This is a genomic window from Aeromonas molluscorum (genome assembly GCF_051376105.1).
Lineage (GTDB): Bacteria > Pseudomonadota > Gammaproteobacteria > Enterobacterales > Aeromonadaceae > Aeromonas > Aeromonas molluscorum.
In genome coordinates this window covers 1,635,780-1,649,166 of record NZ_JBPQCY010000001.1, presented here as the reverse complement: position 1 = coordinate 1,649,166, position 13,387 = coordinate 1,635,780, and the positions used below count along the sequence as shown (strand labels likewise).

Annotated in this window: 14 protein-coding genes; 4 read left to right on the top strand and 10 right to left on the bottom strand. The window is 57.0% G+C overall.

The features are described 5' to 3' along the window. The first annotated feature begins 12 nt into the window (after window positions 1-12). The 3 genes from ACSMDR_RS07970 to putP all read left to right on the top strand — a co-directional run bounded on the left by ACSMDR_RS07970 (window position 13) and on the right by putP (window position 4,096). Entirely contained in the window at window positions 13-1,287 is a 1,275-nt protein-coding gene (locus ACSMDR_RS07970) for a mechanosensitive ion channel family protein (protein ID WP_436467863.1), read from the top strand. A gap of 116 nt (window positions 1,288-1,403) precedes the next feature. After that, window positions 1,404-2,324: a L,D-transpeptidase family protein gene (locus tag ACSMDR_RS07965; RefSeq protein WP_436467862.1), complete on the top strand. Its 921-nt coding sequence runs from the start codon at window positions 1,404-1,406 to the stop codon at window positions 2,322-2,324. 275 nt (window positions 2,325-2,599) lie between these two features. Beyond that, entirely contained in the window at window positions 2,600-4,096 is a 1,497-nt protein-coding gene (putP, locus tag ACSMDR_RS07960; RefSeq protein ID WP_436467861.1) for a sodium/proline symporter PutP, read from the top strand. 43 nt (window positions 4,097-4,139) lie between these two features. On the opposite strand, the gene ACSMDR_RS07955 is transcribed toward putP, so the two are convergent. From ACSMDR_RS07955 to ACSMDR_RS07925, 7 genes are all read right to left on the bottom strand, one after another. Beyond that, window positions 4,140-4,745: an NAD(P)H-dependent oxidoreductase gene (locus ACSMDR_RS07955; RefSeq protein WP_436467860.1), complete on the bottom strand. Its 606-nt coding sequence runs from the start codon at window positions 4,743-4,745 to the stop codon at window positions 4,140-4,142. Window positions 4,746-4,879: 134 nt separating this feature from the next. After that, window positions 4,880-5,257 (bottom strand): MerR family transcriptional regulator, encoded by a 378-nt coding sequence (locus ACSMDR_RS07950; RefSeq protein ID WP_436467859.1) that lies wholly within the window; start codon window positions 5,255-5,257, stop codon window positions 4,880-4,882. Window positions 5,258-5,503: 246 nt separating this feature from the next. Then, window positions 5,504-6,229: a hypothetical protein gene (locus ACSMDR_RS07945; RefSeq protein WP_436467858.1), complete on the bottom strand. Its 726-nt coding sequence runs from the start codon at window positions 6,227-6,229 to the stop codon at window positions 5,504-5,506. Window positions 6,230-6,323: 94 nt separating this feature from the next. Beyond that, window positions 6,324-6,791, bottom strand: a complete 468-nt coding sequence (locus ACSMDR_RS07940) for a hypothetical protein (RefSeq protein ID WP_436467857.1) — start codon at window positions 6,789-6,791, stop codon at window positions 6,324-6,326. Between the two features lie 88 nt (window positions 6,792-6,879). Then, a complete protein-coding gene (locus ACSMDR_RS07935) occupies window positions 6,880-7,884 on the bottom strand; it encodes a DUF4917 family protein (RefSeq protein WP_436467856.1) in 1,005 nt (334 codons plus the stop codon). A gap of 587 nt (window positions 7,885-8,471) precedes the next feature. Beyond that, entirely contained in the window at window positions 8,472-9,065 is a 594-nt protein-coding gene (locus tag ACSMDR_RS07930; protein ID WP_436467855.1) for an MliC family protein, read from the bottom strand. 127 nt (window positions 9,066-9,192) lie between these two features. Then, window positions 9,193-9,555: a DUF2061 domain-containing protein gene (locus tag ACSMDR_RS07925; RefSeq protein WP_436467854.1), complete on the bottom strand. Its 363-nt coding sequence runs from the start codon at window positions 9,553-9,555 to the stop codon at window positions 9,193-9,195. A 182-nt stretch (window positions 9,556-9,737) separates the two neighbouring features. Here ACSMDR_RS07925 and ACSMDR_RS07920 point away from each other — a divergent pair, with 182 nt between their 5' ends. Beyond that, window positions 9,738-9,944 (top strand): hypothetical protein, encoded by a 207-nt coding sequence (locus tag ACSMDR_RS07920; protein WP_436467853.1) that lies wholly within the window; start codon window positions 9,738-9,740, stop codon window positions 9,942-9,944. Between the two features lie 69 nt (window positions 9,945-10,013). Here ACSMDR_RS07920 and ACSMDR_RS07915 read toward each other — a convergent pair whose 3' ends face one another. From ACSMDR_RS07915 to ACSMDR_RS07905, 3 genes are read right to left on the bottom strand one after another with little or no spacing between them, the layout of a single operon-like run. Continuing rightward, the gene (locus ACSMDR_RS07915) at window positions 10,014-10,883 is read right to left on the bottom strand and encodes a 23S rRNA (adenine(2030)-N(6))-methyltransferase RlmJ (RefSeq protein ID WP_436467852.1); all 870 of its coding nucleotides are present in this window, start codon (window positions 10,881-10,883) and stop codon (window positions 10,014-10,016) included. Then, the gene (locus tag ACSMDR_RS07910; protein WP_436468226.1) at window positions 10,877-11,308 is read right to left on the bottom strand and encodes a DUF2390 domain-containing protein; all 432 of its coding nucleotides are present in this window, start codon (window positions 11,306-11,308) and stop codon (window positions 10,877-10,879) included. Before ACSMDR_RS07910 ends, ACSMDR_RS07915 begins: the two co-directional genes overlap by 7 nt. A 4-nt stretch (window positions 11,309-11,312) precedes the next feature. Further along, complete coding sequence (locus tag ACSMDR_RS07905; RefSeq protein WP_436467851.1) at window positions 11,313-13,226, bottom strand: ABC transporter ATP-binding protein; 1,914 nt, start codon at window positions 13,224-13,226, stop codon at window positions 11,313-11,315. Window positions 13,227-13,387 lie beyond the last annotated feature (161 nt).

Below are 13,387 nucleotides of genomic sequence, written 5' to 3'. Positions count from 1 at the left end.
GGAGCAGATGGCATGAGAGAAGCGTTCTTCGCCTGGTTGACCGGGCAGGGCATAGCGATTACCAACCCCATGGCGTTGGGCATCGCGATCGCCTTCATAGTGCTCACCTCCATGGTGCTGCATCTGGTGCTGCACCGCTATGTGCTGGTTGCCCTGACCAACCAGCTCGGGCGCTGGCTGCAGGTCTGGCTACCACCCTTGTTGCAACAGAAGATGTTCAACCGCTTCGCCTTCGCCTTGCAGGGCGGCGTGTTGCTGGCCCAGGCCGAGATCTGGCTGGCGGGTTATGTCGAGAGCCTGCACCTGATAGAGACGGTCGCCCAGCTCTGGATCCTGCTGTTCCTGCTGTTGGGGGCGTTCTCCATTCTCGACTGCATTCTGTTTATCAGCCGCCGGGCCCCGATCGGCAAGACGCTCCCACTGCGGGGCATCTTCCAGGGAGTCAAGCTGATGGGCAGCATCCTGGTCGGCATAGTGATGCTGGCCCTGTTGATGGGCAAGTCGCCCATCATCTTGTTCAGTGGTCTGGGCGCCATGACCGCGGTGCTGATGCTGGTGTTCAAGGATCCCATCCTCGGCCTGGTAGCCGGGATCCAGCTCTCCGCCAACAGTATGCTCAATGTCGGTGACTGGTTGCAGATGGACAAATACGGTGCCGATGGCGAGGTGATCGACATCGGGCTCACCACGGTCAAGGTCTCCAACTGGGACAAGACCATCACCACGATTCCTACTTATGCGCTCATTTCCGACTCGTTCAAAAACTGGCAAGGGATGACGGAAGCTGGCGGACGCCGTATCAAACGCTGCGTCAATATCGACCTCACCAGCGTGCGCTTCCTCGAGCACGATGAGTTGCTCAAACTCAGCCATGCCAAGTTGCTTGCCCCCTACCTGAGCGAGAAGGAGCAGGAGTTGTCCCGTTACAACCAGCAGCTGGCCGGGGAGCTGGTTACCCCTATCAATGGTCGCCATCTGACCAATCTGGGCACCTTCCGTGCCTATCTGCAGGCTTATCTCCAGGCCCACCCCTCCATTCGCAGGGACATGACGCTGATGGTGCGTCAGTTGGCGCCCACTTCCGATGGGGTGCCGCTCGAGATCTACTGTTTCACCTCGACCACGGCCTGGGCCGAATATGAAGGGATCCAGGCCGACATCTTCGACCATCTGTTTGCGGTGATAGGGGAGTTCTATCTGCGCCTGCACCAGACGCCGACCGGTTACGATCTGAGGTCATTGCAGGGCTCCGACCTGGTCAAAAACAGACTCGGTCAGAGCGCTTGATTATCATGCAATTTGCCAGTTGAATTTTTAGTCGGACCGGAGAAGAATAGCGGGCCGTTTTTAGGCGGTCGGTGCGGCCGGAGCCCGCCGGAGTCAGTCATCATTACAGGACAATTATGAACAGCCTTCGCTTTACCCTGACCAGCCTGCTGCTTGGCCTGGCCGTGACCAGCCTGCCGGCCTTGGCCCTCGAGTATCCGCTGCCAGCGGCCAACAGCCGTCTTGTCGGTGAGAATGAGCAATATGTGGTGCCAGAAGGCAAGGGAACCCTGGAAGACATAGCGGCTAACTATCAGCTTGGCCTGACCAACTTGCTGGAAGCCAACCCCGGCGTGGATCCTTTCCTGCCGCTGCCGGGCAGCAGTCTGGTTATTCCCCACCAGCTGATCCTGCCCGATGCGCCTCGCGAGGGCATCGTCATCAACGTGGCCGAGATGCGCCTGTACTACTACCCCAAGGGCCAGAAAGTGGTGGAAGTGCTGCCGATCGGCATCGGCCAGCTCGGTACCGATACCCCGGAGAACTGGGTGACCAGCATACAGCGCAAGCGGGCCAATCCGACCTGGACTCCCACCGCCAAGGTGCACAAGGAGTATGCGGCGCGGGGTGAGACCCTGCCTGCGGTCTGGCCAGCTGGCCCGGACAACCCCATGGGGCTCTACGCCCTCTATATTGGCAACCTCTATGCCATTCATGGCACCAATGCCAACTTCGGCATCGGTCTGCGGGTCAGCCACGGCTGCGTGCGACTGCGCAACGACGATATAGAGTATCTGTTCAAGAAGATCCCGGTCGGCACGCGGGTCCAGTTTGTCAACCAGCCGGTCAAGGCCAGCGTCGAGCCCGATGGCACCCGCTACCTGGAAGTGCATCAGCCCCTGTCACGCACCGAGGAAGAGATGGCATCCAAGGCACCGGCACCGCTGCCGATGACCCCGGCTATCACCCGCTTCCTGGCCAATGCCGAGAGTGATTCCCAGCGCGTCAAGCAGGCTCTGGAACAGCGTACCGGCATGCCGCAGGCCATCAGCCTCTAAGGTAGTGGCAAGCAGGATCCCTGGTTGATCGCTCTGCCATCGATTCGTATCATCTCAGCCCCTGCCTATGCAGGGGCTTTTTGTTGTGACTGGCAGCACAATATCTGGCTTTCAGCGGGCTGATTAGCCAGTTAATTAGATGAAAAACGTTTTACAACTGTTTTTTATTTGTTAAAAACAGTTGAGAAGAGAGGATCGGCTGATTAAGCTAAGGCGTTTTTTAAAGGAGGGTTCGTCCATAGAACGCACCCCGGAGTCACACAAGGGAGTATTGCATGACAGCTAGCACACCTATGTTAATCACCTTTTTGGTGTACATATTGGGGATGGTGCTGATAGGTTTTATCGCCTATCGGGCCACCAAAAACTTCGATGATTACATCCTGGGTGGCCGTCGTATGGGGAGCTGGGTAACCGCCCTCTCCGCTGGCGCCTCCGACATGAGTGGCTGGCTTTTGATGGGACTGCCGGGTGCCGTCTACCTCGGCGGCATCTCCGAGGGCTGGATCGCCATCGGCCTTATCATAGGGGCTTACTTCAACTGGCGTCTGGTGGCGGGCCGTTTGCGAGTCCACACCGAGAAGAACAACAACGCCCTGACCCTGCCTGACTATTTCACCTACCGCTTCGAAGACAAGAGCCGGGTGCTGCGCATCCTCTCTGCCGTGGTGATCCTGCTGTTCTTCACCATCTACTGCGCCTCCGGTGTGGTCGCCGGTGCCCGCCTGTTCGAGAGCACCTTCGGCATCGATTACGATACCGCGCTCTGGATTGGTGCCGCTGCCACCATCACCTACACCTTCTTCGGTGGTTTCCTTGCCGTCAGCTGGACCGATACCGTCCAGGCGACGCTGATGATCTTCGCCCTGATCCTGACCCCGGTATTTGTCATTATCGCCGTCGGCGGTGTCGATAGCGCCATGGTGGAGATAGCAGCCAACAATGCCAGCCATCTCGACATGTTCAAGAACCTGGATGTGATCGCCATCGTCTCCCTGATGGCCTGGGGCCTGGGCTACTTCGGCCAGCCCCACATTCTGGCCCGCTTCATGGCAGCCGGTTCCCACCAGACCATGGTCAATGCCCGCCGCATCAGCATGACCTGGATGGTGCTCTGCCTCGGCGGCGCCGTCGGTGTCGGCTTCTTCGGTCTCTCCTACTTCGCCAGCTTCCCCGAGCAGGCGGCCGGAGTGAGTGCCAACCCGGAGCGGGTCTTCATCGAGCTCTCCAAGATACTGTTCAACCCCTGGATTGCCGGTATCCTGCTCTCCGCCATACTGGCGGCGGTCATGAGTACCTTGAGCTGTCAGCTGCTGGTCTGCTCCAGCGCCATCACCGAAGATCTCTACAAGCCCTTCCTGCGCAAGAATGCCACTCAGACCGAGCTGGTCTGGGTCGGTCGTTGCATGGTGCTGCTCATCGCCGTCATTGCCATCATGGTGGCCCGCAACCCGGACAACCGGGTGCTGGGTCTGGTCAGCTACGCCTGGGCAGGCTTTGGTGCCGCCTTCGGTCCGCTGGTGCTCTTCTCCGTGCTCTGGGCGCGCATGACCCGCAATGGCGCCCTGGCGGGCATGCTGGTGGGGGCCATCACCGTCATCGTCTGGAAACAGTTCGGTTGGCTGGGTCTGTACGAAATCATCCCGGGCTTCGTCTTTGCCAGCATCGCCATCGTGGTGTTCAGTCTGCTGGACAAGGCACCTTCCCGTGCCATCAGCCAGCGCTTCGATGAGGCCGAGCGGGAGTTTCAGGCTCCGGCCCAGGCCAGCTAAGAGATCATCTGCCATGAGAAAGCCCCGCGATGCGGGGCTTTTTTTATGCAGGCGACTGCTTCAGCCTGCGCACATCGGCATGTGCCGCCGCGCCGGCCTTGCTCAACCAGCGGGCCCGGATCTGGTCGTTGGCCGTGTAAACCGGGCCAAGGTGCTGGCTGTGACTGAGCCGAATGCCACAGAGCCCCAGCACGGGTTTGCCAAGGGCGCGGCCGATGGGATCCCCCAACCACCAGCGGTAGTACCAGGGCGGACTGTCCATGGTGAGCAGCAGCCGTGCAGTCTTGCCCGCCAGCAGGCGCTCCGGGTGCACCTTGCCTTTCTGGTAGCGGAAGGCAAACCCGGGGAGCAGGGTCCTGTCCAGCACTCCCTTGAGCCGGGCGGGCATGCTGCCCCACCAGACGGGGGAGATGATCACCAGATGCTGGGCCGCCGTCAGGCTCTGTTGCAACCTTTGCAGATCGGGTTCGAGGGGCGGCAGCCGGTCATAGCCATGGCGCAGGTCCGGCTCGAAGGCCAGCTCGCCGATATGGAGCAGGGTGACTTTTGCGCCGCAGGCCTCGGCGCTGCGGGCATACTCGCGGGCCAGGGCATGGCAGAGACTGTCGGGTTTGGGGTTGCCGTTGATGATGAGCAGGTGAGGGGGCATGGCTGATCTCCAGGTTGATGAGCCAGTATTAGACCCCTTGTCCCATGGGACAGAGTCAAGGGGGGTAGTTGCCCTCTTTCATGAGATCGCTGGTCAGTGCAACCGGCCTGCTATTGAAGGGCGTTTGCCAGGGCTTAGTCTTGCTGGGGGAGTGGCGTGCGGCAGGGATGCCGTTGCAGCAGCTCGGCGAACTGTTCCAGCTGCTGGTGCTGGTGTTGCAGGCGAGCCGTCTCGGCGGCGAGCTGGGCCAGCTTGCAGGCAATCAGACGTTCGGCTTCCTGCCAGGGAAACTGCGCCATGTCGGTCAGGCCGGCCAGCAGAGAGGTGAGTTCGCTGAGTTTGCAGCCAAACTGCTGGGCCTGACGAATGATCTGGACCCATTCCAGATCTTCCGCCCGGTAGACGCGATACTGGCCGCGCCGCCTGGGTTCGGGCAGCAGCCCGAGCTGTTCGTAGAGGCGGACAGCCTTTGGGGTGGTGCCCGCCAGCCGGGCAAATTCGCCGATATACATCTCGCTGCTCGCAAAGGTTGTTCGTGTAGGGGCTCACTATAGGCCAGTGGCAGGCGGGATTGAATACCCACGGGGGAGGACAGAGCTGGATTGGCAGGCGATGACTGACAGAGGACACCCACCTTGTCAGGCAAGTCTGCTATCTAGATGGTGGGTGTCCTAGTATTTTTATTATTTTTATTGCTCAAGCATTGGCAATTTGAGGTATAACGCCGCATTCAGCGGCTTGTCCGCTGCAATGCCTTGTTATAAGCCGCTTTGCAATTCATTTTTTAATGCCTTAAGCAACCCTGGAGCAGATTCTCTGACGAAAGCTATCTGAGCTTTTGAAAGGGGTTCCCCATGAACTGCATAGTTACAAACAGATATAACCTCCATTACGCCATGAAGAACATTCTTGGATATTGCCTCATAGTTTCGTAGGTCATTTAAGAGCTTACCTACTGAGTACCTACGGCGATATTTATCATCAATATCTGAATATTCGCGCAAAAGGTTTTCAAAAGACAACCGCACCTTAAACATTTCAACATGGATTGGGTCAACTCCGTAATCATAAGCGTCGTCTTGCGCTGCTGTTATACCCATCTTATCCAGCGTGCGTTGTATCTGCTCTGATAGATCTGGTATATCAGAATCTTTTGGAGGCACTGCACCAGATTGAAAATATATCTGGTTGCTGTTTGCATTTGATACTTCAATCGATGACTTGATTTCTGTTTTAAGTATGGAAAGTTGATGACTTACATCTTTCTTTAAATCATCGATTTGCTGTTTTAGTTTTACTCCAAACAAATCCATCTCTTGGAATATTGGCGCAAGACAGACGCCAATCCAGATTACAAACACAACAACGTCGAAATAAGAAGGGTTTCCCTCGATGAGCTTTGGATACCTTCCATACAAATAGAACCCTATTACAATAACGAGGATTCCCCACCAAACGGTTTTAAAGTTCTCAGAATTCTTCATATATACCTTGCCTTCCTTGAGGCTTATAACGATTAAGCTAAGGGGCGGGCTTTAGTCCGTCCCAGTGAGCGAAGCGAACGATTTGAGCGCATTGTTAGAAGCCTTTGTGAAGTTTTTTTAGTTCAAAAGAGTCCCATATACTGTTTGGGTCTTTAGTATCTTCGCGATGGTTGTGTGGGAGACGATAGCCATTTCCTTTGGCGGAGAATACGCCGAACTCAACTTCTGTTATGGATTCATCTTCTGTTTCTGCTTCTTTGTAAAATATATCAACCAGCGCAACGTCTCCTGGCTTGAGAATTACAGGGATTCCTGTGGCTTCTGAGTTTAAAATTCTACCGTCTATGAGCAATTCAACCTGTTTAATAGCAAGTTGAACGTCACCAGTGTTGCTTAATACATACTCCATTTTTCTATCAAAAACAGAGTCGTTTATTCCTGTTGAGAACATTGCGCCGGTAAGGTGCTCTCTCCGGCGGAACTGTTGAATGTATAAGTTGTAGAACGATACAGAAATGGCGATCAGTGAAAGCGCTAGTGTTATGTAGTCTTTTGTTTGCAAGACGGACTCCGTATGGCTTCTAACGATTAAGCTAAGGGGCGAGCTTTAGCCCGTCCCAGCGAACGAAGTGAGCGATTTGAGCGCATTGTTATACGCCAACTCTGAGATTAGGACTGCCTATGGGGTGTGTTTCAGAGTTAAAGAAATAAAGCTCTTTATCGGTGAGTTCTTGGTGTAGTCGGGACTTGAATGACAGAATGCTGGCTTGATTTTGATGTGGCCATACGCTGATTGCTATACGCTTAAGCGGACTTTGATTTATGGCATCGATAATATGTTGGTCATAGTCTTTGTGAAGTGAGTGCCCAACTACAACTAGATTATCGGTTGATTTGCATAGTTTTTCGTATGAGAAACGTAAGTAATCGTTCCTCTTGATTCTAGATAGCTTCCATTCTGAACTGCCTTCTGAGATAAAAAGTGGAAACTGTTCGGGATGTGCAAGATCGAAAAGATCGGCCAGTCGTGCAATGCCGTTGGTGGTTAATTTTTTTGTTTTACCATTTGATTTCTCTACTAAATGTACTGCGCCATGCAGATAGTGGATAGTGCACCTGTCCGCAACGACTGCCGTATCAGTGATATCAAAAGTGCTACCTTCACCCCAAAACATGTCTTTGAAGCGCCAGGTTTCTTCGCGCATTATTGACCAATACGGAATTAGATCATAATTGGTTGTAAATACATTCTTGAAGCTTCTTAAGGACTGATTTATAGCAGGTATACTGGCGAAGTCAGGTGGGGCGTGCGCGTAGTTTACAGCTGCTGCAAGGGAGTTTTTTGTATTTGTATAAAGCTGGTCGATTTGATCGTGTTGCGGATTTCCGAGCTGTTGGTCTACAAGCTTAGCGTGATAAAGGATTCTCAGAACATCCTCGAAGTTTGAACTACCTATATGGTCGAATAGCGCAATACTTTCTTGGCTTAAGGTTGTTTCGATATCGTTACTCTGAGCAACTTCGTAAAGGCTGTTGTAACCAAAACGCTCCCAAATATTTATACTGAAACCATTGCCAAGAAGTAAAGATTCCCAGCCATCACCTTCGATTTCTTGCCAATCTAATAAGTGATGATCAATTTGTGATTCCGGCACAGGTTCTCCTTGGGGTATAACAGTGATTAGATGGAAGGCGGTACTAACACATTAATACCGCCTTCTATCTAACTACGCTTCACCCTGATTCAGGGCTTTATAAATAACATTCTAAATAAATGAGTTATCTGCCTGCCTCTGAAGCTGATTGTATTCGCTTGACCTCTTCTTTTTGCGCAATCATTACGACTGTATAGAAAAGCAGTGTGACCTTGGCCATGGCAAATGTCGGCATAGCTACCGCCCCTGAATTTCAGCCTCCAGTGTGCAGCTCTTTACCTGAGAGAGGGCTGGCGTGGCTCATGGGTGACTCCGATGAGGCATGTGTTGCCAATCGGGAATGTTAGCGGGCGTGGTGAAGAGGGGAAGGACGAGATGGAAGATTTCTGGGCAGGATCAACAAATTAATGAGTAAGGCGGTGTGATCGATAGAGGGCGGGGAGCGGTGCAAGGCTTTTTCGAAAGGTAGCGATAGCGAGTGCGTGTCGGTGGGGTGGATTGCTGAGACCACTCTCTGGCATAGCGGGGTGCCATTGTGGTCGGCAAGGGGGGCCGCTTGTAGGTTGCAGGCGGCCCCCGTACTGCGGTCAGTTGCCCTTGGCCTCGGTACAGGCAAGTGTCGGCTGGCCGTAACGCTCCAGGCTGGCCTCGTCTCCCTTGGTGAAGAGGGCGAGGTTCTGGCCTTCATAACGGGCGCCGCTGGCGCTTGGGGTCTCATAGGCGAGCACCTGCTGCTGGTTGTCCCCTTCGCTCAGGTTGATCACGGCGGCGGGCAGCTTGGCGTCGTTATAGAAGTAGGTCGAGAGGCTGACGTCTTTGCCGCACTGGTAATCGACCGGCGTCGGCACCATCAACTGACCCCCCTTTATCTGCAACTCGGTGATCCGCTGCTGGTAGTTCTCCTCCACGCATTGGCGCAGATCCTTGGCCTTCCAGCAGTCGTTGCGACCCTTGATCCAGCCGCGCTGCATGGCCTTCTCCGTTTTGAGCTGTTCGGGGGAGAGGTTGGCGAGTGCCTTGGGATAGAGGGTGGCCAGCTCGTTATCCAGTGCCGCCAGCGCGGCGTCCTTACAGATCAGGGTTTCGGCGGCGCCCTTCGCCTTGGTGCAATCGAAGGAAGGGGTGGCAGCACTGGCCAGCAGAGGGGCAAAGAGAAGGGGGCCAAGCAGCAGCTTGTTCATCGGAAAGACTCCAGTAAAAAGAGTGGGATACCCGGCTACTACAGCACACTCTACAGCATAATGCAGCGGGGCCGCCGGGCGCTTTTTGCGCCGGGCGGCCCCGCTTGGCAGAACTTGCGCTCTTCTCTTATGCCAGCGCCAGTTGCTGGCGGGCACGCCACAGCCGCTCGTGGAAGAAGAAGACAACGGTGTTGATGGCAGGTTCGATCAAGGCCATCACGCCGCCGGTGAGCAGCTCGCCGCTCAGCAGGTAGGCGACGCCAAACGCCACCGAGAAGTGCACCAGGGCGAAGCTGCTGGTCTTGGCATTCAGGCTGTGACCCGGTTTGAATCTGTTCCAGGCCTGATCGTGGAAGTAGAAAGCGACGGTGTTGACGGCAGGCTCTATCAGGGCGATCAGACTGGCAGTCAGCAGCTCACCGGTCAGCAGGTAAGCCACGGTGAAGGCGACACTGAAGTGCAGAATGGCGAAGCTGATGGTCTTTTTCATGGTGGTGACTCCCTCTGGTGATGACAGCAGTATCCACCACAATCACTATGAATGAAAACTATTCTCATCTATCAACTAGATAGAAAAAGCCTATCGACCGAGGTCGAGACCACCAGATTGGGGACTTGCCTGGGGCCACTGCGGCGCTAGAGTGTGCCTTTTGCCATGAAAAAGGAGCTTTCATGACCATCAACTCCAACCTGTTTGTGCTGTTCATCCTGCTGCTGATGATCGTCGTCGGCGTCGTGGCCTGGCGACTGGCGCGGCGCAAGAACCGCCATCCTGTGCTTATCACCTTTCTGTGCGTGCTGCTCTGCTTGGCCCCGCCCTTGGCCCTGCTGGCGCTGCTCATTTTGGCGCTCTGGCGAGATATGCCCGTCCGGGCCTGAGTCGTCATCCCGGCAACGGCAGACAGAGAAAAGCCCCTTTCGGGGCTTTGTCATTCGGTCGATGAGGGCTCAGTCGGCTGCCTTGTTGAGCCACTCGACCCTGTACTGGGCGCCGGCGCCCTGGGCCAGTTTGGCGCAGAGGGGCTTGAGGAAGGCTTCGATCTGCTCATCCAGCAGCCAGGGGGGGCTGACGATCAGCATGCCGGAGCCGTTCATGCCCCAGTCGACGGTCTGACCGGCCACTTCCAGCTCCGCCACCAGGACGTTGCCGAAGTTTTCCCGCTTGATGGCCCTGAGCATGTCGCGGGACTTGTCCGCCTCCTGCCCGAGGATGGGATACCAGAGCGCATAGATGCCGGTCGCCCAGCGCTTTTGCGCCTTTTTCAGGGTATCGACCACGGCGAAGTAGTCTTCCTTCAGCTCGTACGGTGGGTCGATCAGCACCAGCCCCCGGCGCGGGGTCGGCGGCAGCAGGGCCGCGAGCCCCTCGAAGCCATCGCGATGGTGCACGGCGACACGGGGGTCATAACCCATGTTGGCGCGAAGGTCCTCGACCTCGTTGTTGTGCAGCTCCATCAGCGTCAGCTTGTCCTGCTCGCGGGCGAGGCGGCGGGACAGCTCCGGGGAGCCTGGATAGTAGTGCAGCTCCCCACCGTTTCCTTCTTGACCGGGGTTCATCTCTTCGATGACGCCGAGGTAGGGGGCCATGGTGGCCCAGTCGGCCCGCTCATCCCACAAGCGCCCAATGCCGTCGGCGTACTCCGCCTTCTTCTGGGACCAGTCGCCGCGCAGATCATACAGGCCGCCACCGGCATGGGTATCGAGCACGATGAAAGGCTTGTCCTTCTTCTTGAGGGACTCGATGATCAGGGCCTGGACGGTGTGTTTCAGCACGTCGGCGTGGTTACCGGCGTGGAAGGCGTGGCGATAGCTCAGCATATTAGATCTCTCAATGGCCCCTGTTCGGCGCCCAATAACGTCAGGTAGTTCATTAGATTGTGGCCCGGTTCCCGGCGTGGGGGAGAGGCGCGCAGGCACTGCAGCAGCACTCCCTGCTGCAGCTGTTCCAGCTCCAGTTCATGGGCCAGCATGGCTTGATACTCTTCTTCGTTGAGCCTGGGCTTGGCGCCTTTGCGCAGGGCACGCCAGGGGGCGAGCACGGCCTCGGTCTGCACCAGGGCCGGTTGCAGCTCGGTGAGATCCACGCTGAATCCGGCGAGATCCAGCCAGTGCAGCAGCAGGGCGAGGTTGACGTTGCCCCCTTGTTCCTGCACATCGAGCCAGTCCTGGCTACGGCTGCCATAGAGCTTGCCGCTCCAGTGCCAGAAGCGCAGCGGACTGGGCAGGCCGCTGCCGTCGCTCATCAGATCATTGCTCAAGGAAGGCTGACTCCATGGTTTCCAGCTCTTCACTGAGCGCCATCCATGCCATCTCCACCTCTTCCAGCTCCTCCTTGATGGGGCCCTGGGATTTGAGCAGCTCGGAGAGCCGTGCCTTGGCACTCTCTTCGTAGATGGCGGGATCGGCGAGTTGCTCCTCCACTGCGGCCAGCTTGTTCTGCAGTTTCTCCATGCTCGCCTCGAGCTTTTCCAGCTTCTGGCGCAGGGGGCGGGTCGCTTGCCGGAACTCCGCCTCACGCCGTTTCTGATCCTTGCGACCCAGGGCCGAGTTGGCGGTCACCACCCCATCGCCGGGCTTGGCATTGGCCTCTTTTTCCTGTTCGCCGAGCCACTTGTGGTAGTCGTCCAGATCGCCGTCGAACGCTTCGACCCGGCCGCCGTGCACCAGATAGAAGTCATCGGTGGTGGTACGCAGCAGGTGACGGTCGTGGGAGACCACCACCATGGCGCCTTCGAAGCCTTGCAGCGCCATGGTCAGGGCGTGGCGCATCTCCAAGTCCAGGTGGTTGGTCGGTTCATCGAGCAGCAGCAGGTTCGGCTTTTGCCAGGTGACCAGGGCCAGCACCAGTCGGGCCTTCTCGCCACCGGAGAAGGGGGCCACCTTGTCCAGGGCCTTGTCGCCATGGAAGCCGAAGCTGCCCAGATAGTTGCGCAGCTCCTGCTCTGTCTTGTCCGGGGCGAGGCGAACCAGGTGATCGAGGGGGGTGTCGTCCAGACGCAGGGTCTCGAGCTGATGCTGGGCGAAGTAGCCGATGCTGACCCCGGCGCTCACTTCGAGCTTGCCGGACAGCGGCGGATTGGAGCCCGACAGCATCTTGATGAAGGTCGATTTACCGGCGCCGTTGCGCCCCAGCAGGCCGATGCGCGAGCCGGGTACCAGGTTGAGTTTGATTTTCTCGAGGATCACCTTGTCGCCATAACCGGCGCTGAGGTTCTCCATGACGATGAGCGGAGTCGGCAGGGCCGAGGGCTCGCGAAATTCGAAGCTGAATTCGGAATCGGCGTGGGCAGGCAGGATCTTCTCCATCCGCTCCATGGCCTTGAGGCGACTCTGGGCCTGGCGGGCCTTGGAGGCCTTGTAGCGGAATCTGTCCACATACTCCTGCATGTGGGACATCTCCCGCTGCTGCTTCTCATACATGGACTGCTGCTGGGCCAGCTGCTCGGCGCGCTGCAACTCGAAGTCGGAGTAGCCGCCGGTGTATTCGTTCAGGCGACCATTCTCGATGTGGATGATGCGATTGATGACCGAATCGAGAAAATCCCGGTCGTGGGAAATGAGGACGAGTGTGCCCTGATAGCCCTTGAGCCACCTCTCCAGCCAGATGACGGCATCCAAGTCCAGGTGGTTGGTCGGTTCATCGAGCAAGAGCAGATCCGAGCGACAGAGCAGCGCCTGGGCCAGATTCAGGCGCATGCGCCAGCCACCGGAGAAGCTGCGCACCGGCGAACCTAGCTGCTCATCGCTAAAGCCAAGGCCGTGGAGCAACTCGGCCGCGCGGGCGCGGATGCTGTAGGCACCTATGGTGTCGAGCTTGCCGTGCAGCTCGGCTACCAGCAGGCCATTGTCATCCTGCTCGGCCCGGGCGAGCTGGGCTTCGAGGGCGCGAAACTCCTTGTCGCCGTCGATCACGTAGTCGAGGGCTGAGCAGTCCAAGGCCGGGGTCTCCTGGGCCACGCCGGCTATCTGCCAGCCGACGGGCAGGGAGAAGCTGCCGCTGTCTATGGAAAGCTCGCCACGGACCAGGGCGAAGAAGGTGGACTTGCCACAACCGTTCTTGCCGACCAGGCCCACCTTGTGGCCCGGATGTATGGTGGCGGAGGCGTTGTCCAGCAGCTTGCGGCCGCCGCGGATCAGTTCGATTTGACTGGCAACTATCATGGGTGGGATCTGCTTGCTCGAAAATGAAGAATAAAACCGGTGCAGATATTACCATGACAGGGATCTGCGCGTTCGGGAACCGGGGATGAAACTGACGGGATGTTACGTGAAATGACGCCGTTTTGCACTTGAGCCGACTGGTGCGGCGCCGATAAAGATGT

What these genes read in the sequence shown, in the direction of transcription:
- ACSMDR_RS07970 (WP_436467863.1), top strand. Translation starts at nt 13, where the DNA reads ATGAGAGAAGCGTTCTTCGCCTGGTTGACCGGGCAGGGCATAGCGATT.
- ACSMDR_RS07965 (WP_436467862.1), top strand. Translation starts at nt 1,404, where the DNA reads ATGAACAGCCTTCGCTTTACCCTGACCAGCCTGCTGCTTGGCCTGGCC.
- putP (WP_436467861.1), top strand. Translation starts at nt 2,600, where the DNA reads ATGACAGCTAGCACACCTATGTTAATCACCTTTTTGGTGTACATATTG.
- ACSMDR_RS07955 (WP_436467860.1), bottom strand. Translation starts at nt 4,745, where the DNA reads ATGCCCCCTCACCTGCTCATCATCAACGGCAACCCCAAACCCGACAGT.
- ACSMDR_RS07950 (WP_436467859.1), bottom strand. Translation starts at nt 5,257, where the DNA reads ATGTATATCGGCGAATTTGCCCGGCTGGCGGGCACCACCCCAAAGGCT.
- ACSMDR_RS07945 (WP_436467858.1), bottom strand. Translation starts at nt 6,229, where the DNA reads ATGAAGAATTCTGAGAACTTTAAAACCGTTTGGTGGGGAATCCTCGTT.
- ACSMDR_RS07930 (WP_436467855.1), bottom strand. Translation starts at nt 9,065, where the DNA reads ATGAACAAGCTGCTGCTTGGCCCCCTTCTCTTTGCCCCTCTGCTGGCC.
- ACSMDR_RS07925 (WP_436467854.1), bottom strand. Translation starts at nt 9,555, where the DNA reads ATGAAAAAGACCATCAGCTTCGCCATTCTGCACTTCAGTGTCGCCTTC.
- ACSMDR_RS07920 (WP_436467853.1), top strand. Translation starts at nt 9,738, where the DNA reads ATGACCATCAACTCCAACCTGTTTGTGCTGTTCATCCTGCTGCTGATG.
- ACSMDR_RS07915 (WP_436467852.1), bottom strand. Translation starts at nt 10,883, where the DNA reads ATGCTGAGCTATCGCCACGCCTTCCACGCCGGTAACCACGCCGACGTG.
- ACSMDR_RS07910 (WP_436468226.1), bottom strand. Translation starts at nt 11,308, where the DNA reads ATGAGCGACGGCAGCGGCCTGCCCAGTCCGCTGCGCTTCTGGCACTGG.
- ACSMDR_RS07905 (WP_436467851.1), bottom strand. Translation starts at nt 13,226, where the DNA reads ATGATAGTTGCCAGTCAAATCGAACTGATCCGCGGCGGCCGCAAGCTG.